The organism is Bradyrhizobium sp. CCBAU 45389 (genome assembly GCF_028128625.1).
GTDB lineage: Bacteria > Pseudomonadota > Alphaproteobacteria > Rhizobiales > Xanthobacteraceae > Bradyrhizobium > Bradyrhizobium liaoningense_B.
Genome location: NZ_LBIY01000089.1, coordinates 16,557 through 39,504, shown reverse-complemented (window position 1 = coordinate 39,504; position 22,948 = coordinate 16,557). Strand labels below are relative to the sequence as shown.

The 22,948-nt window shown below is 65.7% G+C and carries 24 protein-coding genes; 14 read left to right on the top strand and 10 right to left on the bottom strand.

Translation table 11 applies throughout. The annotated features are described in order from the left end of the window. Nucleotides 1–38: 38 nt before the first annotated feature. From XH79_RS19130 to XH79_RS19115, 4 genes are read right to left on the bottom strand one after another with little or no spacing between them, the layout of a single operon-like run. Entirely contained in the window at nt 39–1,322 is a 1,284-nt protein-coding gene (locus XH79_RS19130) for an NAD(P)/FAD-dependent oxidoreductase (RefSeq protein WP_271582609.1), read from the bottom strand. Between the two features lie 12 nt (nt 1,323–1,334). Continuing rightward, nucleotides 1,335–2,066, bottom strand: coding sequence for an amino acid ABC transporter ATP-binding protein (locus XH79_RS19125; protein ID WP_212346991.1), 732 nt, complete (start codon nt 2,064–2,066; stop codon nt 1,335–1,337). After that, the gene (locus XH79_RS19120; RefSeq protein WP_271582608.1) at nt 2,063–2,716 is read right to left on the bottom strand and encodes an amino acid ABC transporter permease; all 654 of its coding nucleotides are present in this window, start codon (nt 2,714–2,716) and stop codon (nt 2,063–2,065) included. Before XH79_RS19120 ends, XH79_RS19125 begins: the two co-directional genes overlap by 4 nt. 28 nt (nt 2,717–2,744) lie before the next feature. Further along, nucleotides 2,745–3,503 (bottom strand): ABC transporter substrate-binding protein, encoded by a 759-nt coding sequence (locus XH79_RS19115; protein WP_271582607.1) that lies wholly within the window; start codon nt 3,501–3,503, stop codon nt 2,745–2,747. Between the two features lie 24 nt (nt 3,504–3,527). Between XH79_RS19115 and XH79_RS19110 the strand changes: the two genes are divergently transcribed. Continuing rightward, nucleotides 3,528–3,665 (top strand): hypothetical protein, encoded by a 138-nt coding sequence (locus XH79_RS19110; protein WP_271582606.1) that lies wholly within the window; start codon nt 3,528–3,530, stop codon nt 3,663–3,665. Between the two features lie 19 nt (nt 3,666–3,684). Then, entirely contained in the window at nt 3,685–4,329 is a 645-nt protein-coding gene (locus XH79_RS19105) for a helix-turn-helix domain-containing protein (RefSeq protein WP_271582605.1), read from the top strand. A gap of 194 nt (nt 4,330–4,523) precedes the next feature. Here XH79_RS19105 and XH79_RS19100 read toward each other — a convergent pair whose 3' ends face one another. Together XH79_RS19100 and XH79_RS19095 are read right to left on the bottom strand one after the other, a co-directional pair. Further along, nucleotides 4,524–5,789 carry a D-amino acid dehydrogenase gene (locus XH79_RS19100; protein ID WP_271582604.1) on the bottom strand — a complete coding sequence of 422 codons (1,266 nt, stop codon included), beginning with the start codon at nt 5,787–5,789 and terminating at the stop codon, nt 4,524–4,526. A gap of 70 nt (nt 5,790–5,859) precedes the next feature. Further along, nucleotides 5,860–7,188, bottom strand: a complete 1,329-nt coding sequence (locus tag XH79_RS19095) for an aspartate aminotransferase family protein (RefSeq protein ID WP_212347002.1) — start codon at nt 7,186–7,188, stop codon at nt 5,860–5,862. Nucleotides 7,189–7,337: 149 nt separating this feature from the next. On the opposite strand from XH79_RS19095, the gene XH79_RS19090 reads away from it, so the two are divergent. Beyond that, nucleotides 7,338–7,886 (top strand): cupin domain-containing protein, encoded by a 549-nt coding sequence (locus tag XH79_RS19090; protein WP_018646206.1) that lies wholly within the window; start codon nt 7,338–7,340, stop codon nt 7,884–7,886. 187 nt (nt 7,887–8,073) lie between these two features. Next, complete coding sequence (locus XH79_RS19085; RefSeq protein ID WP_212347005.1) at nt 8,074–8,226, top strand: hypothetical protein; 153 nt, start codon at nt 8,074–8,076, stop codon at nt 8,224–8,226. Nucleotides 8,227–8,270: 44 nt separating this feature from the next. Here XH79_RS19085 and XH79_RS19080 read toward each other — a convergent pair whose 3' ends face one another. Genes XH79_RS19080 through XH79_RS19070 form a run of 3 tightly spaced genes read right to left on the bottom strand, consistent with a single transcriptional unit; the run spans nt 8,271 to nt 12,074 of the window. Next, nucleotides 8,271–10,532, bottom strand: coding sequence for a xanthine dehydrogenase family protein molybdopterin-binding subunit (locus XH79_RS19080; RefSeq protein ID WP_271582603.1), 2,262 nt, complete (start codon nt 10,530–10,532; stop codon nt 8,271–8,273). Continuing rightward, a complete protein-coding gene (locus XH79_RS19075; RefSeq protein ID WP_271582602.1) occupies nt 10,525–11,580 on the bottom strand; it encodes an FAD binding domain-containing protein in 1,056 nt (351 codons plus the stop codon). The genes XH79_RS19080 and XH79_RS19075 overlap by 8 nt, the downstream gene beginning before the upstream one ends. Then, nucleotides 11,577–12,074, bottom strand: a complete 498-nt coding sequence (locus tag XH79_RS19070; RefSeq protein WP_027562563.1) for a (2Fe-2S)-binding protein — start codon at nt 12,072–12,074, stop codon at nt 11,577–11,579. Before XH79_RS19070 ends, XH79_RS19075 begins: the two co-directional genes overlap by 4 nt. 239 nt (nt 12,075–12,313) lie before the next feature. On the opposite strand from XH79_RS19070, the gene XH79_RS19065 reads away from it, so the two are divergent. Then, the gene (locus XH79_RS19065; protein WP_212347102.1) at nt 12,314–12,955 is read left to right on the top strand and encodes a TetR/AcrR family transcriptional regulator; all 642 of its coding nucleotides are present in this window, start codon (nt 12,314–12,316) and stop codon (nt 12,953–12,955) included. A gap of 65 nt (nt 12,956–13,020) precedes the next feature. Beyond that, on the top strand, nt 13,021–13,428 hold the full coding sequence (locus XH79_RS19060; RefSeq protein WP_212347014.1) for a DUF4864 domain-containing protein: 408 nt from the start codon (nt 13,021–13,023) through the stop codon (nt 13,426–13,428). Here XH79_RS19060 and XH79_RS19055 read toward each other — a convergent pair. Then, on the bottom strand, nt 13,425–14,690 hold the full coding sequence (locus tag XH79_RS19055; RefSeq protein WP_212347018.1) for an MFS transporter: 1,266 nt from the start codon (nt 14,688–14,690) through the stop codon (nt 13,425–13,427). The two genes, XH79_RS19060 and XH79_RS19055, sit on opposite strands and share 4 nt — an antisense overlap. A 76-nt stretch (nt 14,691–14,766) precedes the next feature. Between XH79_RS19055 and XH79_RS19050 the strand changes: the two genes are divergently transcribed. The 8 genes from XH79_RS19050 (at nt 14,767) to XH79_RS19015 (ending at nt 22,225) form a co-directional block, all read left to right on the top strand. Beyond that, a complete protein-coding gene (locus XH79_RS19050; protein WP_271582601.1) occupies nt 14,767–15,282 on the top strand; it encodes a hypothetical protein in 516 nt (171 codons plus the stop codon). 73 nt (nt 15,283–15,355) lie between these two features. Next, a complete protein-coding gene (locus XH79_RS19045) occupies nt 15,356–15,640 on the top strand; it encodes a hypothetical protein (protein ID WP_271582600.1) in 285 nt (94 codons plus the stop codon). A gap of 9 nt (nt 15,641–15,649) precedes the next feature. Continuing rightward, nucleotides 15,650–17,077, top strand: a complete 1,428-nt coding sequence (locus XH79_RS19040) for a TolC family protein (protein ID WP_271582599.1) — start codon at nt 15,650–15,652, stop codon at nt 17,075–17,077. A 13-nt stretch (nt 17,078–17,090) separates the two neighbouring features. Further along, on the top strand, nt 17,091–18,428 hold the full coding sequence (locus tag XH79_RS19035) for a copper oxidase (protein WP_271582598.1): 1,338 nt from the start codon (nt 17,091–17,093) through the stop codon (nt 18,426–18,428). Nucleotides 18,429–18,460: 32 nt separating this feature from the next. Continuing rightward, a complete protein-coding gene (locus tag XH79_RS19030) occupies nt 18,461–18,916 on the top strand; it encodes a cupredoxin domain-containing protein (RefSeq protein WP_212347030.1) in 456 nt (151 codons plus the stop codon). Between the two features lie 15 nt (nt 18,917–18,931). After that, nucleotides 18,932–19,234 carry a copper-binding protein gene (locus XH79_RS19025; protein ID WP_271582597.1) on the top strand — a complete coding sequence of 101 codons (303 nt, stop codon included), beginning with the start codon at nt 18,932–18,934 and terminating at the stop codon, nt 19,232–19,234. A 353-nt stretch (nt 19,235–19,587) separates the two neighbouring features. Continuing rightward, nucleotides 19,588–21,729 (top strand): flagellar biosynthesis protein FlhA, encoded by a 2,142-nt coding sequence (gene flhA, locus XH79_RS19020; protein WP_212347036.1) that lies wholly within the window; start codon nt 19,588–19,590, stop codon nt 21,727–21,729. Nucleotides 21,730–22,024: 295 nt separating this feature from the next. Further along, complete coding sequence (locus tag XH79_RS19015) at nt 22,025–22,225, top strand: hypothetical protein (RefSeq protein WP_212347038.1); 201 nt, start codon at nt 22,025–22,027, stop codon at nt 22,223–22,225. The last annotated feature ends 723 nt before the right edge of the window (nt 22,226–22,948 follow it).

Genomic DNA, 22,948 nt, shown 5'->3' with positions numbered 1-22,948 from the left:
TTTAACGCGGCGCCGCCCCTAACAAGGCGGCGCCTTCTTCATATGCCGAGCCGGTCTCGCACGCGGCCCGCAATCACGGCGGTCGTCACGCCGACCGGCCAGAACGCGTGCATCGGGATCGGCTTGATACCCGTGACAGGCATGTCGAGCTCGGCCCTGGTGCCGCCGATCAGTCGGCGGGCAAGCTGCGCGCCCATCGCGGTCGAGAGCGCCACGCCGCGGCCGTTGCAGCCGAGCGAGATCAGGATGCTCTCCGCGGGCTCGTGCACGTGCGGATAGTGATCTTTGGTGATCGCGAGCCGGCTGTTCCAGCCATGGGTCCAGGCGACGCCCTTGAGCTGGGGCCACAGCCGCTCCGCATAACGCATGAGATAGGCGACGTCGTGCGGTGAGTTGATCCAGCGCATCGGGCCGCGGCCGCCCATCAGAAGGCGGTTCTGCTGGTCGATGCGATAATAGACGGTGATGTGGCCACTCTCGTAGAGCACGGGGCGCGTCGGCATGATCGAACGGGCAACCGCGTCGGAGAGCGGCGCGGTGGCGGCGATCGAGGAAAACACCGGCACGATGGTGCGGCGGAGCGCCGGCCAGAGATCGTCGGTGAAGCCGTTGGTCGCAAGCAGCACTTTGTCCGCATGCACCACCGCACGCGGCGTCTCGATGCGCCAGCGCGTACCCTCGCGGCGCAATGACAGCGCCGGCGTCTCGCCATGGACTTTCGCGCCCGCAGAGATCGCGGCGCGCGCAAGGCCACGGGCATAGCTGAGGGGATGCAGATCGCCGCCGCGGGTATCAAGCATGGCGCCGATGTAGCGGTCGGTGCCCGTCATCTCGCGCAGCTGCTCGCGGTTCAGGTACGACACCGGCATGTCGCGGCGGATGCATTGCTGCGCGGTCTTTTCGATCGCGGCGGCGCTGGCTTCGTTGTAGGCCGCGCGCAGCGTGCCGTTCTGCCGTGCTTCGCACGGGATCTGGTAGCGACGGATCAGATCATGCGTGAAGTCCGGCGTGCCGTAGGAGAACTCGATCATGCGGCGGCCGAGCTCAGCGCCGAAATCGGCCTCGATCTGATCGGGGTCGTGCTTCAGGCCGGGATTGGTGTGGCCGCCATTGTTGCCGGATGCGCCCCAGCCCGGCTCCTGAGCCTCCAGCACGAGCGCCTCGACGCCCTGCTCGGCCAGATGCAGCGCCGTGGACAGGCCGGTATAGCCGCCGCCAATGATGGCGACCGACACGGTCTTTTCGATGTCGAGCGGCGGCGTTGCGACCGGCGCGACGGCGGTGTCGGCATAGAGCGAGGGCGGCAGAGGCAGGCGCGTCATGGCGAAGTCCGGTCAGAGCGGATGCAGCACGCGGCGCAAGAAGTCCTGCGTGCGCGCGTGCTGCGGTTGATTGAGCACCGATTTCGCCGGCCCCTGCTCGACGATGACGCCGCCGTCGATGAACAGCACGCGATCGGCGACGTCGCGGGCAAAGCCCATCTCGTGGGTGACGACGACCATGGTCATGCCGTCGTCGGCGAGCTTGCGCATCACGCCGAGGACGTCGCCGACGAGCTCGGGATCGAGCGCCGAGGTCGGCTCGTCGAACAGGATGGCCTTGGGCTGCATCGCCAGCGCCCGCGCGATCGCGACGCGCTGCTGCTGGCCGCCGGAGAGCTGCGGCGGATGGGCGTCGGCCTTCTCGGCGAGGCCGACCTGGGCAAGCAGCGCGCGGCCGCGCTCGAGCACCTGGGCACGCGGCTCCTTCTTCACGAAGAGCGGACCTTCGACGACGTTCTCCAGCGCGGTGCGGTGGGGGAACAGGTTGAAGCGCTGGAACACCATCGACACCTGGGTGCGGATGTTCACGATCGACGGCGCATCGCGGTCGACCTTCAATCCCTCGACGCTGATCTCGCCGCGGTCGTAGCTCTCGAGACCGTTGATGCAGCGCAGGATGGTCGACTTGCCGGAGCCCGAGGGCCCGATGATGCAGACCACCTCACCCTTCTCGACGGAAGCCGTGATGCCCTTGAGCACCTCGTTCTGGCCAAAGCTCTTGTGGACGTCGCTCAGCTCGATCATCGCTTGCCGGCCTGCTTTTCGAAGTGACGGACCAGCAGGATCAAAGGAATGCTCATGGTGAGATACATCAGCGCAACCAGCGTGAACACGCTGGTGTTCTTGAAGGTCGAGGACGCGATCAGCTTGCCCTGCAGCGCGAGCTCGGCGACCGTGATGGTCGAGGCCTGCGAGGAGTCCTTCAGCATCATGATCATGACGTTGCCGTAGGGCGGCAGCACGATGCGCACCGCCTGCGGCAGCACCACGCGGCGCATGGTGAGCCACCAGCCCATGCCGATCGACTGCGCCGCCTCGATCTGTCCCTTGTCGATCGCCTCGATGCCGGCGCGGAAATTTTCGGCCTGATATGCCGAGTAGGCGATGCCGAGCCCGAGGATGGCGGCCTGCAAGGCCGACAGCGTGACGCCGAGATCCGGCATCACGAAGTAGAGATAGAACAAGAGGACGATGATCGGGATACCGCGGATCACGTTGATCAGGCTGGCACTGAGCATCGACAGCGCCTTGATGCCGGAGACCCGCATCATCGCCCAGATCAGGCCAAGTACCGTCGAGAGCAGCAGCGAGCCGATGGTGACGACGATCGTCAGTGCGACGCCGTTCATCAGGATCGGGAAGAACTCGGCGGCGTCGTGCCAGAAGCCTTTCATCGGGCAGCCTTCGATCGATCAGGTCCAATCAACCTTGCGCCTTCTGTCCCCACTTCTCGAGGATCTTGTCGATCGTGCCGTTGGCCTTCAGCTTCGCCAGCGAGGCATTGATCTTGCCGAGCAGCGCGGTCTCGCCCTTGCGCACGCCGATACCGACCGAGCCGACGGTGACGGGCTTGTAGCCGTCGACGAGACGCACCTCGGGGAAGCCACCCTGCTTCAGATTGTAGGCAAGGATCGGATAGTCGGCATAGCCGGCCTTGAGGCGGCCGGTGTTCACGTCGCGCAGGATGTCGGGGATGGTGTCGTAGGCTTTCACGTCGGCAAACAGGCCGGTCTTCTTCAGCGCGTCGACGAAGGCGGTGCCGACTTGCGCGCCGACCGTCTCGCCCTTCAGGTCTTCCTGCGTGGTGTAGGCCTTGGTGTCGCTCTTCGGCACCACGAGGCCCTCGCCATAGGTGTAGATCGGATCGGAGAAGTCGACGACCTCCTTGCGCGGCGCGGTGATGAACATCGCGGCGGCGATGATGTCGATCTTGCCCGAGGTCAGTGACGGGATCAGCGCCGAGAACGCCATCGGCTCGATCTGCACGTTGAGGCCGGCGTCCTTGCCGATCTCGGTGACGAGATCGACCATGATGCCCTGGATGGTGTTGGTCTTGGTGTCGAGGAAGGTAAAGGGAATGCCTGTCGGCGTCGAGCCGACCTTCAGCACCTGCTGCGCCGAGCCGGGCGCGGCGGCAAACAGCGCGAGTGCCGCAACTGCGGCCTGAACGAAACGCTTCATCACATCCCCCTTTGGGTCCGGCCCATGGCGGCGCTCGCGGATGTCTTGTTCGCAGACGTTGCGGGCCAAGCCGTTTCGGCCTATTTTCACCAATATGAAAATTTGGCCACACTTTCGCAGGTGATGCAAGCGGTTTTCATGCACATGAAGGAAGCGGTTTGACGTGAGCGGTGGCAAAAGAATGCGCAAACCGGCCGCCGCAAAGCCGGCCAGGAAGGTGAAAGCCAAGGCCGTCGCCAGGCCGGCCGAGCCCGCGATGGACGTCGCGGTCGGTCGCCGCATCCGCGACCTCAGGCGCGTCAGGCAGTTCTCGCTGGAGACGGTCGCCGCGCGCACGGATTTATCGATCGGCTTTCTCAGCCAGATTGAGCGCGGCCTGTCGTCGCCATCGCTGCGGGTGCTGGCAACCCTTGCCGACGTGCTCGGCGTCGGCATCGCCGCGCTGTTCGGCGCGAGCCCGAGCGCCGACGGCGCCTCCGACCAGGTGGTGACGCGCGGCCTGCAGCGACCCGAGCTGAAGCTCTGGCGCACTGGTGTCTCAAAACAATTGCTGAGCCCGGCGAGCGCCGACAACCGGCTCAACCTGTTCCTGGTGCATCTGGAGCCCGGCGGCTCCACCGGCGATGAGCTCTACACCCATGATGGCGAAGAAGCCGGCCTCGTGCTCGAAGGCGAGATGATGCTGACGGTGGACAGCGAGACGTGGTCGCTGAAGACGGGCGACAGCTTTCGGTTCGCAAGCCGAAGGCCGCACCGGTTTTCCAACCCGGCGCAGGATGCGAAGGCTGTGGTGCTGTGGGTGAATTGCGTGACGGGGGCGGGGTAAGCTTCTCTTCGCTCCGCAGCTACGCTTTCAATCCCATCATCCTGAGGTGCGAGGCTTGCGATGCGATCGCATCGCAAGGCGAGCCTCGAAGGATGTACGGCCTCGATGCAGCCGGGCCGTCGCCCTTCGAGGGCCGCTGAAGAAGCGGCCACCTCAGGGTGACGGTGATGGATTTGGACTCGCGGGGAAACCGCTCACCCAAACCGATGCTTGTACCGCTCCACCGACAGCGCACTGACTTCGACGTCCGGCTTCTTGCCCGACAGCATGTCCGCGAGCACGCGCCCCGAGCCGCAGGACATGGTCCAGCCGAGCGTGCCGTGGCCGGTGTTGAGGTGGAGGTTGGCGTATTGGGTCGGGCCGATCACGGGCGGGCCGTCCGGCGTCATCGGGCGCAGGCCGCTCCAGAACGTCGCCTTGGAAAGATCGCCGCCGCGCGGGAACAGGTCGGTCAGGGAATGATCGAGCGTGGCGCGGCGCGCGTCGTACAGCTTGCTCGAATAGCCGGAAATTTCGGCGGTGCCGCCGACGCGGATGCGATGGCCGAGGCGGGTGATCGCGACCTTGTAGCTCTCGTCCATCACGGTGGATTCCGGCGCGCCGGAGGCGTCCTTGATCGGCACCGTGATCGAATAGCCCTTCACCGGATAGACCGGCAGCGAGATGCCGAGCGGCGCGACCATCTGCGACGAATAGCTTCCGAGCGCGAGCACGTAACTATCTGCCTGCAACAGGCCGGCACTGGTCGCAACGCCGCTGACGCGCGCGCCCTCGGTGACGATGCGGTCAATGCCGGTGTTGAACATGAAGCGCACGCCGAGCGCCTGGGCATGCTTGGCCAGCGCCTGCGTGAACATGTGGCAGTCGCCGGTCTCGTCCTGCGGCAGACGAAGCCCGCCGACGAACTTCTCCTTCACGCCGGCGAGCGCCGGCTCGACCGCGATGCAGCCCTCTCGGCTCAGCACCTCGAAGGGCACGCCGTATTGCTTGAGCACGGCGATGTCTTCGCCCGTGCCGTCGAGCTGGGACTGGTGGCGGAACAGCTGCAGCGTACCCTGCGAGCGCTCGTCATACTGGATGCCGATGTCGCGGCGCAAATCGCGCAAGGAATCGCGGCTGTATTCCGCGATCGGAATCATCCGGCTCTTGTTGACCGCGTAGCGCGCGCTGGTGCAGTTGCGCAGCATCTTGAGCAGCCAGACCCACATGACGGGATCGAGCTTCGGCCGGATCACCAGCGGGCCGTGCTTCATCAAGAGCCACTTGACCGCCTTCACCGGCACGCCGGGACCGGCCCAGGGCGATGAATAGCCGGGCGACACCTCGCCGGCATTGGCGAAAGAGGTCTCCAGTGCCGGCTCCGGCTGACGGTCGACGACCGTCACGTCATGGCCGGCACGTGCGAGGTAGTAGGCAGAGGTGACACCGATGACACCGCTGCCGAGGATCAGAACTTTCACGCTTCGTCAAACTCCCGCGGCATCACGCTCGCCGCTGCAAGGAAACAACTCGCAACGGCGAGAGCAATTATCAGGCCACCTTCTTGATGGCGTCGCCGAGGATCGAGACCATCTGGTCGATGTGGCTCTTCTCGACGATGAGCGGAGGCGACATCGCGAAGCTGTCGCCGCTCATGCGCAGATAGAGGCCGGTGTTGAAGCAGTCGACCATGACGTCGTAGCCGCGCGCACCGACGACGCCGTCGCGCGGCGCCAGCTCGACCGCGCCCATCAGGCCGCAATTGCGGATGTCGACGACGTTCGGCAGGCCCTTGAGCGAATGCAGCGCATCGCGCCAGTATTCGGCGATCGACGCACCACGCGTGAGCAGGCCCTCGTCCTTGTAGATGTCGAGCGTCGCGATGCCGGCGGCGCAGGCAGTCGGATGCGCGGAATAGGTGTAGCCGTGGAACAGCTCCATCTGGTTCTCCGGGCCGACCATCATGCCGTCATGCACCTTGCGGCTCGCGAACACGGCGCCGCAGGGAATGGTGCCGTTGGTGATGCCCTTGGCCGTCGTCATCAGGTCCGGCGTGACGCCGAAGAAGTTGGCGGCGAACGGCGTGCCGAGGCGGCCGAAGCCGGTGATGACCTCGTCGAAAATCAGGAGGATGCCGTGCTTGTCGCAGATCTCGCGCAGGCGCTGCAGATAGCCCTTCGGCGGCGGCAGCACCGCGGTCGAGCCCGGCACCGGCTCGACGATGACGGCGGCGATGGTCTCGGCGCCGTGCAGGGCCACCAGACGCTCGAGATCGTCGGCGAGCTCGACGCCATGCTCGGGCTGGTCCTTGGCGAAGGCGTTGCGGCTGAGATCGTGGGTGTGGCGGATATGGTCGACGCCCGGCAGCAGGGTCGCAAACGCACGACGGTTGGCGACCATGCCGCCGACCGAGGTGCCGCCGAAGCCGACGCCGTGATAGCCGCGCTCACGGCCGATCAGGCGGGTGCGGCTCGACTGGCCGTTGGCGCGATGATAGGCGAGCGCGATCTTCAGCGCGGTGTCGACCGACTCGGAGCCGGAGTTGGTGAAGAAGACGCGATCGAGGCCCTTCGGCGCGATCTCGGCGAGGCGCTCGGCGAAGTCGAAGGCCAGCGGATGGCCCATCTGGAAGGTCGGCGCGAAATCCAGCGTCATCAGCTGGCGCTCGACCGCGGCAGCGATCTGCTTGCGGCCGTGGCCGGCATTGACGCACCAGAGGCCGGCGGAGCCGTCGATCACCTTGCGGCCGTCGACCGTGGTGTAGTGCATGCCCTCGGCCGAGGAGAACAGGCGGGGCGCCTTCTTGAACTGCCGGTTGGCCGTGAACGGCATCCAGAACGAGTCGGTCTTGATAGTGTTCGGAATCTGATGAAGGGTCACGGCCGCGCTCCTTTGCTGACCCGCTAGCAGAGCCACGGCTTGAAAAGCGCAACAAGTCCTTTTCTGATGACCTGCAAGCCATTGATTTCGCTGGGGCAGCCGGTCCATATTTGCGCGATCCGCAACACCTGCAACACGGGACCTGGGCTATGAGCGTCGACATCGGTGGACGGCTGCGATTCATCCGGGCACGCCACAAGCTGTCGCAGCGTGAACTCGCCAAGCGCGCCGGCGTCACCAATTCGACGATTTCGCTGATCGAATCCAACCAGATGAACCCCTCGGTCGGCGCGCTCAAGCGCATCCTCGACGGCATCCCGATGGGGCTCGCCGAGTTCTTCGCGCTGGAGCCGGAGTCGAGGCGCAAGATCTTCTACCGCGCCGAGGAGCTGACGGAGGTCGGCAAGAAGCCGATCTCGTATCGGCAAGTCGGCGACAATCTGTTCGGCCGCAGCCTGCAGATTCTGAAAGAGCGCTACGAGCCCGGCAGCGACACCGGACGCGTGCATCTCGTCCATGACGGCGAGGAAGGCGGCATCGTGATATCAGGCAAGCTCGAAGTCACCGTCGAGGACGAGCGCCGCATTCTCAATCCCGGCGATGCCTATTATTTCGAGAGCCGCCGCCCACACCGCTTCCGCTGCGTCGGCGGCAAGCCGTGCGAAGTGATCTCGGCCTGCACGCCGCCGACGTTCTGACGCGCGATCGGCGCATCCGGGATCTTACGGAGCTACCGGTTTCTTACGGAGCTTGAGCCATCTCAATTTCTGCGGCCCACACCGTTATATATTCGAACCGTAGCCGAGCAGCCTGGCTTTAGAGGTGCTGAGGTTATGGCCCCGGACTCCTAGGCACTCCGGGGCCGCTTCGTAACAGGGCTCGCAGATGAAGATCACGCTCGCCAATGCAGAAGCCGCGCTCGACGAAGTCCAGCGCGATGCCGACAAGCTCCATTCGCGCGAGCTGCGCAAGGCCATCGCCGCCTACATCGAGATGCAGCGCGAGGCGCTCAAGGCGGTCCGCAAGAAGCTGCATTAGCGAGACGCGGCGGAGCGAGATGATCTCGCCCCGCCTCTTCCCTCTCAGGGCTGCGTCAGCAACTCCTCGATCCTGATCGGGAAGCGACGCACGCGCACGCCGGTCGCGTGCCAGATCGCGTTGGCGACCGCACCGGCACTGCCGGTGATGCCGATCTCACCGACGCCCTTGATACCGAGCGCGTTGACATGCGGATCGTGCTCCTCGACCGTGATCACGTCGAGCGGCGGCACGTCGGCATTCACGGGAATGTGGTACTCACCGAGATTGGCATTCATGATGCGGCCGCTGCGGCGATCGGTGATGGCCTCCTCGTGCAGCGCGAAGGACAGGCCCCAGATCATGCCGCCGAACAGCTGGCTCTTCACCAGATGCGGATTGACGATCCGTCCCGCGGCGAAGGCGCCGACCATGCGGGTGACGCGGACCTGGCCGAGCTCGGGATCGACCTTCACCTCCGCGAACACCGCGCCATGGGCGTGCATCGCATACTCTTCCATCGCCGCAGGATTTGGCGCGCCGGTGCCGCGGGCCTCGACCTCGGCAACGCCGGCGCGCGCCAGGATCTCGGCATAGCTCTCGCTGCGGCTCTCGTCATCACGACGGATCAGCCTGCCGTCCCGCGCGATGACACCGGCATTGCCGGCGCCGAACAACGGCGAGCGTTCGTCTTTGGTGGCGAGATCGGCAAGCTTTGCGATCACGGCCGCGCCGGCGCTGTGGATCGCAGCACCCGCGGTTGCCGTGTGCGCCGAGCCTCCGGCAATGCCGGCATCGGGCAGGTCGGACGTGCCGGCCTTGAATTCGACGCGGTCGACATCGAGGCCGACGGCGTCCGCTGCGATCTGGGCGAGGGCCGTCCAGGCGCCCTGCCCCATGTCGTGCGCGCCGATCTCCATCACGCCAGAGCCATCGCGGCGGATCGCTGCGCGGGCTTCGGCCTGGAACATCAGGGCGGGGAAGGTCGCGGTGCCCATGCCCCAGCCGACCAGCAGGCCGGCATCATCGCGCATCTGCCGCGGCTGCAGCGGACGCTTTGCCCAGCCGAACCGCGCCGCGCCCTGCTCGTAGCAGGCCCGCAATGCCTTCGAGGAGAAGGGCCGTCCCGTCATCGGCTCGACCTCGGCGTAGTTCTTGAGGCGGAAAGCGAGCGGGTCGATGCCGCAGGCCCAGGCCATCTCGTCGATCGCGCTCTCGAGCGCGATCGAGCCGGTCGCCTCGCCGGGCGCGCGCATGAACAGCGGCGTGCCGGTGTTGACGCGCACGGCATCGTGCGAGGTGCGGATCGCAGGCGCCGCATAGAGCGTGTGCGAGGCGTCGGCCGCGGGCTCGTAGAAATCGTCGAACGTGCTCGAGACCGTTCGCGCGTGATGATCGAGCGCGGTCAGGCGTCCTTCGCCGTCGGCGCCGATGCGCAAGCGCTGCCGCGTCGGCGCGCGATGGCCGACCGGTCCGTACATCTGCTCGCGGCGCAGCACCAGCTTCACAGGCCTGCCGACAAGCTTGGCGGCCATGATGCCGAGGGTCGGCGGCCCGGCCATCAAACCCTTGGAGCCGAAGCCGCCGCCGAGGAACGGGCTGCGGATGTGGATCTTGTCGTGCGCGATGCCGAACAGCTCGGCGATGCGCGCCAGCGACAGCATCAGGCCCTGCGTAGGCATGTCGATCTGCAGTCGGTCGCCGTCCCAGGAGGCAACGATCGCATGCGGCTCCATCGCGTTGTGATATTGCGGCGGCGTCTCGTAAATCGCGTCGATCTGCTTCTCGGCCGAGGCGAGGCCCGCCTCGACATCGCCGCGGTGAAGCTCCGTGGGATTGCCGACACCGACGACCGGCGGCACGAAGCTTTCGCCGGCATCGAGCCCGACGAGCGCGGGCAACGGTTCGTAACGCGGCGCCAGCAGCGCCGCACCTTCCGTCGCCGCCTCCAGCGTCTCGGCGATCACGACGGCGATCGGCTGGTTGGCGTAGCGGACCTCGTTGCTTTGCAACACCTCCATCCGGAACACGAACGGGTTGGTCTTGATCTCGGGGTCGATCGCGAGCGCTGGCTTATGGTCCGGCGTCATGACGTCGACCACGCCGGGATGACGTTTTGCGGCAGCGACATCGAGCGAGGTCACGCGGCCGTGTGCGATGCCGGACACCGCCATCACCGCAAACAGCATGCCGGGCGGGTGATTGTCGGCGGCGTAAGTCGCCTGTCCCTTGACCTTGAGGATGCCGTCGCGGCGGGTCAGCGGCTGGCCGATGTTCGAGCCGTGGCGCAGATGAGCGGGTGCGCTGGTGAGATTCAGCTCAGGCATGAATGGCTCCGGAGGTCGAGGCAAAGGGAGAGGCCGGCAGCGCGGGGATGCGCGCGGGCGTGCCGGCAGCGGCAAGGGTCAGCGCGCGCACGACGATGCGGCGCGCCAGCTCGATCTTGAAGGCGTTGTCGCCGGACGGCTTTGCGTCGGTGAGCGCGCGCCAGGCCGCTTCCTGGAAGGCGTCGGCCGTTGGCGCGACGCCCCTGAGCACATCCTCCGCGGCGCGGGCACGCCACGGCTTTGCGGCGACGCCACCCAGCGCAAGCCGCGCCTCCGCGATCCTGCCGTTCTCGATGCGCAGCGCGGCCGCAGCCGAGACGACGGCGAAGGCATAGGAGGTGCGCTCGCGGACCTTGAGGTAACGCGCATGCGCGGAAAATCCACGCGCTGCGGGCGGCAGGCGTACCGCGACGATGAGGTCGCCGGGCTCGAGCGCCGATTCACGCTCGGGCGTGTTGCCGGGCAGGCGATGCAGCGCGTCGAGCTCGATCTCGCGCCGGCCATTCCTGCCCTCGATCTCGACGACGGCATCGAGCGCGACGAGCGGCACGCAGAAGTCGGACGGATGGGTGGCGATGCAGCTCTCGCTCCAGCCGAGCACGGCATGGCCGCGGTTCTCGCCGTCGCGGGCATCGCAGCCGCTGCCTGCCTCGCGTTTATTGCAGCGGCTGACGGAATCGTAGAAATACGCGCAGCGAGTCCGCTGCAGCAGATTGCCGCCGACGGTCGCGGCGTTGCGCAATTGCGCGGACGCACCGGAGAGCAGCGCTTCCGCCACCGCAGGATACGACCGCGCGAACTCCGCATCATGCGCGAGATCGGCATTGCTCACCAGCGCCCCAATGCGCAACGACCCGTCGGCGAGCGTTTCGATTGCATCGAGTCCGTCGAGATGCGTGACATCGACCAAGCGATCCGGCCGGCTCACGCCGCCTTTCATCAGATCGAGCAGATTGGTGCCGGCGGCAAGATAAACGGCGCCCGGCTGCGCGGCGGCGGCAACGGCCTCCGTGACCGTGGCCGGCCTGACATAATCGAACGGTTTCATGCGGAACGCCTCTGGTTGGTTTCGTCCATCCCGGCCTGCGCCTCCAGCACGGCATCGACGATGCCGGCGTAGGCGCCGCAGCGGCAGAGATTGCCGCTCATGCATTCGCGGATGCGCTCGGGATCGTTGCCGGCCTGGGCCTCTTGCATCATGCCGATCGCGCTCATGATCTGACCGGGCGTGCAGAAGCCGCACTGGAAGCCGTCATGGGCGATGAAGGCGGCCTGCACCGGATGAAGCTGATCGCCGCGCGCAACGCCCTCGATGGTGAGGATGTCGGCGCCGTCATGGCTGATGGCGAGTGCGAGGCAGGAGTTGATACGCTTGCCGTCGACGAGAATGGTGCAGGCGCCGCACTGGCCGCGGTCGCATCCCTTCTTGGTTCCGGTCAGATGGAGGCGCTCACGCAAGAGATCGAGCAGCGTGACGCGCGGATCGTCGAGGACGAAATCGCGCCGCGCACCGTTCACGGTGAGGCTGATGGAGTGGTTCATACAAGGCTCCGATCAGATATGGACATGAGTCATCGGCCAGCGCGCCACCTCCGTGACCGCCGTCGATATGCGCCAGCCAGGCGGAACCCGGCCGACATCTCGATGAAGATACGGAGGCACCCTCCGCTTAACAAGGGCCACCCGGAAATATTTGGAATTCGTCAAAGCCCGTGCGCGTACAACGCGATGCAGCCAGCCAAGGGTTCAATCTAACCAATTCGTGATCTACATTGCCTGACATGGACGACCACACCGACCAGATACGGAAGCCCCGTGCCGATGCCGTGCGCAATCGCGAGCGCGTGCTCGAGGCGGCGAAGGCCGTGTTCAACGCCGGTGGCCCCGAGGCGAGCCTGGAGGCCGTGGCGAAACGCGCCGGCGTCGGCATCGGCACGCTCTATCGGCACTTTCCAACGCGGGAGGATCTGTTCGAGGCGGTGTACCGGCGCGAGGTCGAGCAGCTCAGCGAACTTGCCGAACAATTGAAGACTACGAAGGACCCGGTCGATGCGCTCAGGCGCTGGCTGAATTCTGCTGTCGAATTCGTTGCCACGAAAAAAGGCATGTCGGCCGCGCTGGCGCTGACGTTCCAGAGCACATCCGAACTCGCCGCCTTCTCGATGGACCGGCTGACCAAGGCGATCGGCTCGCTGCTCGATCGCGCGGTCGCGGCCGGCCAGATGCGCGCCGATATCAGCCCGGAGGATCTGCTCAGGGCCTTGATCGGCATGTGCTACATGCACGACCAGCCCGGCTGGCAGTCGTCGGTATTGCGGATGCTCGACGTGTTCGTCGACGGCCTGCGCGTGCAGCCGGCCGTCAAGACAAAGGCGCGCCCCGCGGCCAAGCCTGCAAAACCGGCGGTGAAACGGAAGCGGTAGCGAGCCCGTATTTCCCGTGGGCGTGCTAGGATCGGCACCGCCGGGATTTCAACGCGGAGCCTGCCATGCGCATTGCCGCCTTGTTCGTCGCCCTCTGTGTCGCCTTCAGCGCCCCTTCAGCACGCGCAGACGATGTCGCGACGGCCCAAAGCGTCATCCGCGCCCAGGAGCAGGCGTTCGTCCGCGACGACGCGAGCGCCGCCTATTCCTATGCCGCACCGGCGATCAAGGAAATCTTCCCCGCCCCCGACATCTTCATGTCGATGGTGCAGAACGGCTACGCCCCTGTCTATCGTCACAAAAGCTTCGAATTTGGCGAGAGCAAGAGTGAGGGCAGCTGGATCGCCCAGCGCGTCCATATCATCGATGCCAATGGCGAGGCCTGGGAGGCGCTCTACACGCTCGAGCAGCAGGCGGACGGCAGCTACAAGATCACCGGCTGCTCGCTCCTGAAGGCGGGGCAGGCGGTTTAAGTCGCAAAGCCCGGACCGGTCTTCACCGAGCCCATCCGCGAGCGGATCAGCAGCAGCACGACGATGCCGATATTGAGCGCGTTCCAGGCGACGCCGTTGGCGAAGGCCGCGCCGTAGGAGCCGGTGGCATCGAAGATGACACCCGATACCCAGCCGCCGAACGACATTCCGAACACGGAGGCGAAGATCACGATGCCGACGCGGGTCGCCGCCTCGCTCGCCGGCATCGCTTCGCGCACGATGATGGCGTAGCTCGGCACGATGCCGCCCTGGAACAGGCCGAACATCGCCGAGATCAGATAGAGCGAGGCCAGGCTGTCGAAGAACAGGTAGAACACAAGCGCAAAGCCCTGCGCGAGCGATCCGATCAGCAGCGTACGGATGCCGCCGATCTTGTCGGCGAGATAGCCCGAGCCGATGCGGCTGACGATGCCGCAGGCCATCATCAGCGACAGCATCTCGGCGCCGCGCGCGACGCCATAGCCGAGATCGCCGCAATAGGCGACGATATGGACCTGCGGCATCGCCATGGCGACGCAGCAGGAGATGCTGGCGATCGAGAGCAGCACCGTCAGCGTGTTGGTCGAGAGCTTGAGATCCACCCGCGGCGGCGGAGCATTGGCATGATCGCGGGTCTGGTCGTCGCCCATCTGTGCGCGCAGGACAAGGACCAGAAGCGCCATCGTGCTCGCGCAGACGATGCCGATGCCGATGTGGGTGTAGCGCCAGCCGGCGGTCTGCGTGCCCCAGCTCACGATCGGCGGCCACATCGTGCCGGCGACGTAATTGCCGCTGGCAACGATGGTCACGGCAAGCCCGCGGTAGCGCTCGAACCAATGCGAGGCTTCCGCCATCAGCGGCGCGAAGGTCGCGGAGGTGCCGAGGCCGATCAGGAAATACGCCGCGACGAACTGCCAGAGCTGAGTTGACAGGCCGGCAAGCACATTGGCGACGGCGAGAAAAGCAATGCTGATCGCCATGGCGGACACGATGCCGAACCGGTCGGTGATCTTGCCGGCGATCACGCCGCCCAGCCCGAATCCGAACATCATCAGCGTGAAGGCCAGCGACACCGCGCCGCGCGTGGCACCGAATTCCGCCTGCACCACTGGAATCACGACCACGACCGCCCACATGCCGACGGCGCCGATCGAGCCGATCACCAGCGCAATGACGAGCCGCATCCAGGCCTGACGGGAATCAGGGCTGAACGAATCAGGCGCGTGTCCTGGATGAATGGGTGCGTGCACGGGCCGGACCATGGCCCGCGGATCGCCACACGGTCAAGCAACGTGGCGATATATTGGGCATGCGCGGTGCACTGCGGTAAGAAGGAGCTTGGCGAAGACGCGTTTTGACATTAGTTTGCAATCAGCGTGTGCAACCTTGCCGCGCGAGGAGCATATCGGCGGAATGTTGTTGCGGTTGACGCGATCGATGCGGATCAAGGTGGGGCGGATCATCGCCCTCGCCTATATGTTCTGCGTGCTCGCGCCGGCGGCAAGCCTCGCCTTGGGTACTGGTCCCGCACCATGCCTCGACGACGCGCTCCTCGCAGATCCCGTGCCGGTGCATCACCAGATGGCGAACCATCAGCATGGCGATGCCTCGCACGAACATGCGGGAACCCACGCCCATCACCAGACCGCCGCGAAGGATGCCCCCGCGCCGCATCAACATGGCGGCAAGGGAACCGTGGGCCCGTGCTGCGCGATGATGTGCGTGAGTGCGCTGCCGGCCGATCTGCCGATCGTCGCGACACCGGTCCAGCCGACATCGACCTGCACGCCCGAGATCGTGGCCAGCCTGCACAGCACGGCGCCGCCCCAGCACTACCGCCCCCCCATCGCCTGATCTGACGCAACGACGTCGGTCCGCGCACGCTTTTGCGCGCGCGAACCTGTGGTCTCCAGATCAGGAACAAGACATGCTTGCGCTTTCCGGGGCGAAGTCTGCCGCCGCATCTGCGATGGATGGACGACACTTTCGATTCAATTGGCTGCTGCCGGCCTTCGCCGCGCTGGCGCTGTCCGGCTGCATGCCGGCAACGACGCACATCGCCAGTGCCGACCCCGCCGATCCCGCGGCGAAGGTGGCGCGCGTCGGCTATCGCTCGACCATTGCGCCCTATACCAGCCTGCGGCCTGCGACGCCGGCGCCGTGGCGGGACCGCAACGACGCCGTCACGCCGCAACCGAAGCAAGACCGGTAGGAGCGCGCCATGGCACATCTTCTTGCGCGAGGCCTGCTCGTCCTCAGTGCGCTCGGCCTTTCCGGCTGCGCCGCATTTTCGCCGGACAGCGGGATGACGGCCGTCTCGGACCTGGCGAGCCAGACCATCAGCAAGGACGTCGCCTTCGTGCGAACGGCCGAAGGCGCCGCCGCGGTCGACGCGCGCGTTCGCCAGTTGCTGGCACGAACGCTCAGCGCAGACGCGGCCGTGCAGATCGCGCTGCTCAACAACAAGGGGCTGCAAGCCGCCTATAACGAGCTGGCGCTGGCCGAAACCGATCTGGTGGAGCAGAGCCTGCCGCCCAATCCGGTGTTCTCGATCTCGCGGATCTCGGGCAATGGCGCGAGCGAGATCGAGCGCCAGGTCGTCGGCGACATCCTTGCGCTCGCCACCCTGCCGTTCCGCTCCGACATCGCCCGCGAACGTTTCCGCGGGGCGCAGTTGCGCGCTGCGCTGGCGACCCTGCGGCTCGCCGCCGACGTGCGCCGCGCCTATGTCCACACCGTTGCCGGCAACGAGACGGTGGTGCTGCTCACCGACGCGAAAGCGACGGCGGAATCCACCGCGCAGCTTGCGGTCAAGCTCGGCGAGACCGGCTCGCTCAACAAGCTCGATCAGGCCCGCGAGCAGGTGTTTTATGCCGAAACCACCGCCGATCTCGCCACCGCGCGGCAGGCGGCGACGAGCGCACGCGAAAGGCTGGCGCGCCTGATGGGGCTGTGGGACGACGGCCTGGATTTCCGTCTGCCCAACCAGTTGCCGCCATTGCCGCGCCGGCCGCAGGCCCTGCCCTCGATCGAGGTCGATGCGGTGGCGCATCGCATCGATCTGCAGATCGCACGGCTGGAGCTGGCCGCGCTGGCGAAGGCCCTGAACCTCACCGAGGCGACGCGCTTCGTGACGTTGCTCGATCTCGCCGGCATCTCCCGCCGCACCCAGGATCCGGAAGGGCCGCCGTTCCGCGAACGCGGCTTCGACGTGCAGTTCCAGATCCCGATCTTCGACGGCGGAGAGGTGCGGGTGCGGCAGGCGGCGGAGACCTACAATCTCGCTTTCAACCGCCTGACCGAGCGCGCGGTCAACGTCCGTTCGGAAGCGCGCGATGCTTATCGTGCCTATCGCTCCACCTACGACATCGCCAGTCACTACCAGCGCGAGATCATCCCCTTGCGCAAGATCATCACCGAGGAGATGCAGCTGCGCTTCTCCAGCATGCAGGTCGACATCTTCGCACTGCTCACCGAAGCGCGGCAGCGCCTCGCGTCGCTGCGCGGCGCCATCGACGCCAGACAAAGATTCTTCCTCGCCCAGGCCGACCTGCAGACCGCCGTCAATGGCGGCGGCGCGGCTGCCGCCGGCGGCGAGACGTCAACCACCATCGCCGCGGCAGCACCTGCCGATGGCGGCAGCCACTGAGACGGAGGCCAGCATGTTTTCCCGCCGAGGATTTTTGGGCAGCGCCGCGCTTGCCGGCGCGTCGGCCGTCAGCGGCCGCGTCCAGGCCGCATCCATTCCGGAAGCACCCACCATGGACAAGGTGGTGATGCAGCCGCCGCTGCACCCGATCAGCGGCCCCGACTATCGCCCCGTGGTCACGCTGAACGGCTGGTCGCTGCCGTTCCGGATGAACGGCGACTGGAAGGAATTCCATCTCGTCGCCGAACCCGTGGTGCGCGAGTTCGCCGAGGGCATGAAGGTGAATTTGTGGGGGTATAACGGCCAGTCGCCGGGCCCGACCATCGAGGCGGTCGAGGGCGACAAGGTCCGCATCTTCGTCACCAACCGCTTGCCCGAATACACCACCGTGCACTGGCACGGCATGATCATTCCGAGCGGCATGGACGGCGTCGGCGGATTGAACCAGCCGCACATCGAACCGGGCAAGACCTTCGTCTACGAGTTCGAGATGAAGAAGAGCGGGACCTTCATGTACCACCCGCATTCCGACGAGATGGTGCAGATGGCGATGGGCATGATGGGCATGGTCGTCGTGCATCCGCGCGATCAAAACTTCCGGCCCGTCGACCGCGACTTCGTGTTCGTGATGAGCACCTACCGCGTCGACCCCGGCACCTATCTGCCGCATGTCAACGAGATGACCGACTTCAACATGTGGACCTGGAATGCGCGGGTATTTCCCGGCATCGATCCGCTGCCCGTCAGGCTCGGCGACAAGGTGCGCGTGCGCATCGGCAATCTCAGCATGACCAACCATCCGATCCATCTGCACGGCCACAGCTTTGCGGTGACCTGCACCGACGGCGGCTGGGTTCCGGAAAGCGCACAATATCCGGAGACAACCACCGACGTGCCGGTCGGCGCTGTCAGGGTGTTCGACGTGCTCGCCGACAATCCCGGCGACTGGGCATTCCATTGCCACAAGTCGCACCACACCATGAACGCGATGGGGCACGACGTGCGCAACCTCATCGGCGTGTCGCGCAAGGATCTCGCCAAGGCCGTCGGCAAGCTCGCGCCTGACGGCATGGCCATGGGCTCGACCGGCATGGCGATGGGCAACATGGAGATGCCCGCGCCCGACAACACGCTGCCGATGATGACCGGCACCGGTCAGTTCGGGCCGATCGAGATGGGCGGCATGTTCACGGTGATGAAGATCCGCGAGGACCTCGCGCGCGACGATTACCGCGATCCCGGTCCGTACAAATTCCCGCAAGGCACCGTCGCCTACGAGGTCACGGCGCCGGCCGCAGAGCCGGCGCGGCAGAAACCAGGCAGTCCGCCGATGAAGAACATGAAGATGTGAGCGTTTCGATGAACCACCAACTGGAGACTACAATGAAGAAGACCGTCACATTCGTCCTCGCGCTGGCAGCGCTCTCGATCTCGTCCGCCGGCGCGCACGAAAATCACGGCCATGCGTCCTTTTCAGCGGGCGAGCCCGGCGATCCCAAGAAGCCGGCGCGCACCATCGAGATCGCGCTGAGCGAGATGTCGTACGAGCCGTCGAAGATCAGCGTGAAGCGCGGCGAGCAGATCCGCTTCGTGCTGCGCAATGTCGGCAAGGAGGACCACGAGTTCCTGCTGGCGACCACCAAGGAGAATCTCGCGCATGCCGAGGTGATGAAGAAGCATCCGCACATGGAGCACGACGAGCCCAACGGCGTGCGGCTTGCGCCCAACAAGACGGCCGAGGTCGTCTGGAAATTCACCAAGGCCGGAACGTTCGAGTTCTCCTGCCTGATCCCCGACCATCGCGAGTACGGCATGGTCGGCCAAGTCACCGTCAAGTAGAGAGTGGAGATTTCCATGAACCGCATCATCCGCATCGCTGCAGCGCTGGCGCTGACCGTGAGCCTTGCTGCCGGAGCCATCGCGGCCGAAGGCGCTTCGATTGGCGGCGAGGTCAAGAAGATCGACGAGAGCGCGGGCAAGATCACGCTCAAGCACGGGCCGGCCAAGAGCCTCGGCATGGATGAGCCCATGACCATGATCTACCGCGTCAAGGACCCCGCCATGCTCAAGCAGGTGAAGGTCGGCGACAAGGTGACCTTCGAGGCCGAGGAGGCGACCTCGGGGTACACGGTGACGAAGATGCAGAAGGCGAAGTAGGGGCGCCTCCCCTCGACTGTCATTCCGGGGCGCGCCCCTTGGCGCGAACCCGGAATCCCTACCTCCACAATGCCTGCGGCACGATGGATTCCGGGCTCGCGCTCCGCGCGCCCCGGAATGACGACCCGGCCGGAAACGCCCCTCCCAGCAGTCTTGCCGGCCCCTCCGTTAACCCTTTGCTAACCATACACCCGGCAAGAATTGCCGAGTGAAGTCGAGTGTCGTCAGCCGCGTAGAACGGGAGAGCCCCCGTGGACGCCAGTGCGGTGCCTCACTTTCGGAACGGCGGCCCATCGGCCGCCGCGCAGACGTTTGGGGCGCGCGGCCGGCAGTCGCGCGGGGAGGCAGCTACGATGGTCGACGTCACCGCGGGACAGGGCGTAGGCGGCACCAAGCCCGGCGTCCCCTCCCTCAACGAGATCGTCAACATCCTCAAGCGCGGCGACATCGCGCTGGCGCTCGGCATCCTCACCATCCTGGTGGTGCTGATCCTTCCCCTGCCCGCGATCGTGCTGGACCTGTTCCTGGCGATCTCGATCACGCTCTCGATCCTGATCCTGATGACGTCGCTGTTCATCCAGGCGCCGCTGGAATTCTCGGCCTTCCCGACCATCCTGCTGATCTCGACCATGCTGCGCCTGTCGCTCAACATGGCCTCGACCCGCCTGATCCTGTCGCACGGCCACGAGGGCACGGACGCCGCCGGTCACGTCATCGAAGCCTTCGGCAGCTTCGTGATGGGCGGCAATTTCGTCATCGGCATCATCGTCTTCGCCATCCTGATCATCGTCAACTTCGTCGTCATCACCAAGGGTTCGGGCCGTATCGCCGAAGTCGCCGCGCGCTTCCACCTCGACGCCATGCCCGGCAAGCAGATGGCGATCGATGCCGACCTCTCCGCCGGCCTGATCGACGAGAAGGTCGCCAAGCAGCGCCGCAAGGAGCTGGAGGACGAGAGCGGCTTCTTCGGCGCCATGGACGGTGCCTCCAAATTCGTCCGCGGCGACGCCATCGCCGGCCTTCTGATCGTCTTCATCAACGTCGTCGGCGGTATGATCATCGGCGTGGCGCAGCAGGGCATGTCTTTCGCCGACGCCGGACGCAGCTACACTCTGCTAACGGTGGGTGACGGCCTCGTTACCCAGGTGCCGGCACTAATCGTCTCGACCGCCGCCGGCCTCCTCGTCTCCAAGGCCGGCGTGTCCGGCGCCGCCGACAAGGCTCTGATGAAGCAGTTCTCCGGCTATCCGCAGGCGCTGGCGATGTCCTCGGCGGTGATGCTGGTGCTGGCGGCCCTGCCGGGTATTCCGACCATCCCCTTCCTGGCGCTCGGCGCCGGCGCCGGCGCGCTCGCCTGGCACGCCCGCAACCACAAGCGTACCGCCGTGAAGGCCGAGGAAGCTGCAAACGCCGCGCCTGCCGCCGGTGCACCGGGTGCAGCCGGCGCGGCCGCGGCGGAAGAGCCGATCTCGGCGGCGCTGAAGATAGACGACCTCAAGATCGAGCTCGGCTATGCCCTGCTGCCGCTCGTCAACGGGCCCGACGGCACCGACCGCCTGACCGAGCAGATCAAGGCGCTGCGCCGCTCGCTCGCGATCGAGATGGGTTTCGTGATGCCGGCGGTGCGTATCCTCGACAATGTTCAGCTCGAGGCCAACACCTACATCATCAAGATCAAGGAGGTCGACGCCGGCACCGGCAAGATCTGGCCGAACCAGTTCATGGTCATGGACCCCGGCGGCAGCCAGGTTCAGGTGCCCGGCATCCACACCACCGAGCCGACCTTCGGCCTGCCCGCGACCTGGGTCGATGCCAGCCTCAAGGAGGAGGCCTCACTCAAGGGCTACACCGTCGTCGACGCCGCGACCGTGCTCTCGACCCATCTCACCGAGCTGCTCAAGGCCAACATGTCGGACCTGCTCTCCTATGGCGAGGTGCAGAAGCTGCTCAAGGAGCTGCCGAAGGAGCAGAGCGAGCTGGTCAAGGACATCGTCCCCGGACAGGTCACGGTCTCCGGCATCCAGCGCGTGCTGCAGCTTCTGCTCGCCGAGCGCATCTCGATCCGCGATCTCTCGACCATCCTCGAGGGCATCGCGGACTCGCTCGCCTTCTCGCGCAATCCCTCCACCATGGTCGAGCACGTCCGTGCCCGCCTCGCCCGCCAGATCTGCGCGCAGAACACCTCCTATAACGGCTATCTGCCGCTGATCGCGCTGTCGGCGCGGTGGGAGCAGGCCTTCGCCGAATCCATCATCGGCCAGGGCGAAGAGCGCAGCCTCGCCATGCAGCCCTCGAAGCTGTCGGAGTTCATGACCGCCGTGCGCGAGGCGTTCGAGCGCGCCGCGCGCGAAGGCGAGGCGCCGGTGCTGGTCACCTCCGCGGCAATTCGTCCCTTTGTGCGCTCCCTGGTCGAGCGGTTCCGGGCTCAGACGACTGTGTTGTCACAAGCTGAAATCCACCCCAGGGCGAGGTTGAAAACGGTCGGAAGCATCTGATTTGCCTTAAGAAGCCGTGTGTTTTTCGGCCACAGGCAAATGGTTTTTGAGTTCCTGGCGCCTTGTGGACCAACGACCGAAAAGGCGCCCGGCAGGCACATTACAGCTTTGAAATAATTATATAAAAGAACGATCAAGAGCCTCTTCTTGATCGCGATCTTTCACGTCCTGTCACGCTCTTGTGATCGCCTCTTGGGAACGAATCCGCCCAATACTACGTTGTTGGGCACCGGAAGCATGAACCTGCCTCGAACGGCCGGCGACTACTTCGGGTAGGTGGCGGCAGGAGGCTTCCATGAACCACTCGATCTACAGCGCCGATCGCGCGACCCATTTGAAGATTGTGGTCGTCGCCCTCGTTGCGGGGATCGCGGTGGCAGGCTTCGGCATCACGGCACGCTCGGGTTCGGATGAAGGCCTGACCCAGACGGCCCGCGTCATCAAGGCCGGCAAGCCGGTCGCTATCACCAGCTCGAACGCGTCCCTCGTTCGCTAAGGAGATTTGACGAGTTTTGTGAATTCACGCGGCTCTTTACCAGCCCCCCAAAGTCGCCACGTGGATATGTAGACGACCCCAACCCCAAGTCGACTACGGAAAGCGCCCGCCCCCCACGGGCGCTTTCTCACGTCTGGGGTGTGTCGCGTCGCTCTCTGCTCTCGTTTCCCGGACGCGCTGTGAGGGCACAATTGCATCATCCTCGTCATTGCGAGCCAACGGGTCCGTGCGAGGCGCGGCCCCGTTGACTCGCAATGACGGAGTACGCGGGTAGCGACGTCGTCCCCTTAATTCGTAGGATGGGTAGAGCGAAGCGAAACCCATCAACACTCCTTCCGCGCTGAAGCGCGATGGGTTTCGCTTCGCTCTACCCATCCTACAGCCCCGCAGACACACCTTCGCATCCTCGCGGCATCTTTCGCCCGAGCTATGCTTCGTCGCCTCACGCTCGATTGAAAGAGGGCGCAGGGAAGACCGGGTGCCGGCCGGGCACCCACGGTCCACTGTGCGAAAGGTGGCAAACAAGAATCTGCACAGCGGCATACAGGTGGAGCCGAGCAACCGGCCTTCCCTGCGCAGCGGGCTTACGGCTTATGTCGTGCTCTCCCCGGGGAGCGTTGCACTATTGCCCCCGTCGCCTTGCAGATGACCGACGCGAGGACCCGGTTGGGCCGCACGCATCACCACAAGACTTGGCGCACAGACCCCGGGCGCCAGGACCAC

Coding starts and splice junctions, on each gene's coding strand:
- XH79_RS19130 (WP_271582609.1), bottom strand. CDS start 1,322: ATGACGCGCCTGCCTCTGCCGCCCTCGCTCTATGCCGACACCGCCGTC.
- XH79_RS19030 (WP_212347030.1), top strand. CDS start 18,461: ATGAAGAAGACCGTCACATTCGTCCTCGCGCTGGCAGCGCTCTCGATC.
- XH79_RS19120 (WP_271582608.1), bottom strand. CDS start 2,716: ATGAAAGGCTTCTGGCACGACGCCGCCGAGTTCTTCCCGATCCTGATG.
- XH79_RS19075 (WP_271582602.1), bottom strand. CDS start 11,580: ATGAAACCGTTCGATTATGTCAGGCCGGCCACGGTCACGGAGGCCGTT.
- XH79_RS19070 (WP_027562563.1), bottom strand. CDS start 12,074: ATGAACCACTCCATCAGCCTCACCGTGAACGGTGCGCGGCGCGATTTC.
- XH79_RS19045 (WP_271582600.1), top strand. CDS start 15,356: ATGCTTGCGCTTTCCGGGGCGAAGTCTGCCGCCGCATCTGCGATGGAT.
- XH79_RS19015 (WP_212347038.1), top strand. CDS start 22,025: ATGAACCACTCGATCTACAGCGCCGATCGCGCGACCCATTTGAAGATT.
- XH79_RS19115 (WP_271582607.1), bottom strand. CDS start 3,503: ATGAAGCGTTTCGTTCAGGCCGCAGTTGCGGCACTCGCGCTGTTTGCC.
- XH79_RS19105 (WP_271582605.1), top strand. CDS start 3,685: ATGCGCAAACCGGCCGCCGCAAAGCCGGCCAGGAAGGTGAAAGCCAAG.
- XH79_RS19065 (WP_212347102.1), top strand. CDS start 12,314: ATGGACGACCACACCGACCAGATACGGAAGCCCCGTGCCGATGCCGTG.
- XH79_RS19085 (WP_212347005.1), top strand. CDS start 8,074: ATGAAGATCACGCTCGCCAATGCAGAAGCCGCGCTCGACGAAGTCCAG.
- XH79_RS19025 (WP_271582597.1), top strand. CDS start 18,932: ATGAACCGCATCATCCGCATCGCTGCAGCGCTGGCGCTGACCGTGAGC.
- XH79_RS19090 (WP_018646206.1), top strand. CDS start 7,338: ATGAGCGTCGACATCGGTGGACGGCTGCGATTCATCCGGGCACGCCAC.
- XH79_RS19035 (WP_271582598.1), top strand. CDS start 17,091: ATGTTTTCCCGCCGAGGATTTTTGGGCAGCGCCGCGCTTGCCGGCGCG.
- flhA (WP_212347036.1), top strand. CDS start 19,588: ATGGTCGACGTCACCGCGGGACAGGGCGTAGGCGGCACCAAGCCCGGC.
- XH79_RS19125 (WP_212346991.1), bottom strand. CDS start 2,066: ATGATCGAGCTGAGCGACGTCCACAAGAGCTTTGGCCAGAACGAGGTG.
- XH79_RS19110 (WP_271582606.1), top strand. CDS start 3,528: ATGGCGGCGCTCGCGGATGTCTTGTTCGCAGACGTTGCGGGCCAAGCC.
- XH79_RS19080 (WP_271582603.1), bottom strand. CDS start 10,532: ATGCCTGAGCTGAATCTCACCAGCGCACCCGCTCATCTGCGCCACGGC.
- XH79_RS19060 (WP_212347014.1), top strand. CDS start 13,021: ATGCGCATTGCCGCCTTGTTCGTCGCCCTCTGTGTCGCCTTCAGCGCC.
- XH79_RS19055 (WP_212347018.1), bottom strand. CDS start 14,690: ATGGTCCGGCCCGTGCACGCACCCATTCATCCAGGACACGCGCCTGAT.
- XH79_RS19040 (WP_271582599.1), top strand. CDS start 15,650: ATGGCACATCTTCTTGCGCGAGGCCTGCTCGTCCTCAGTGCGCTCGGC.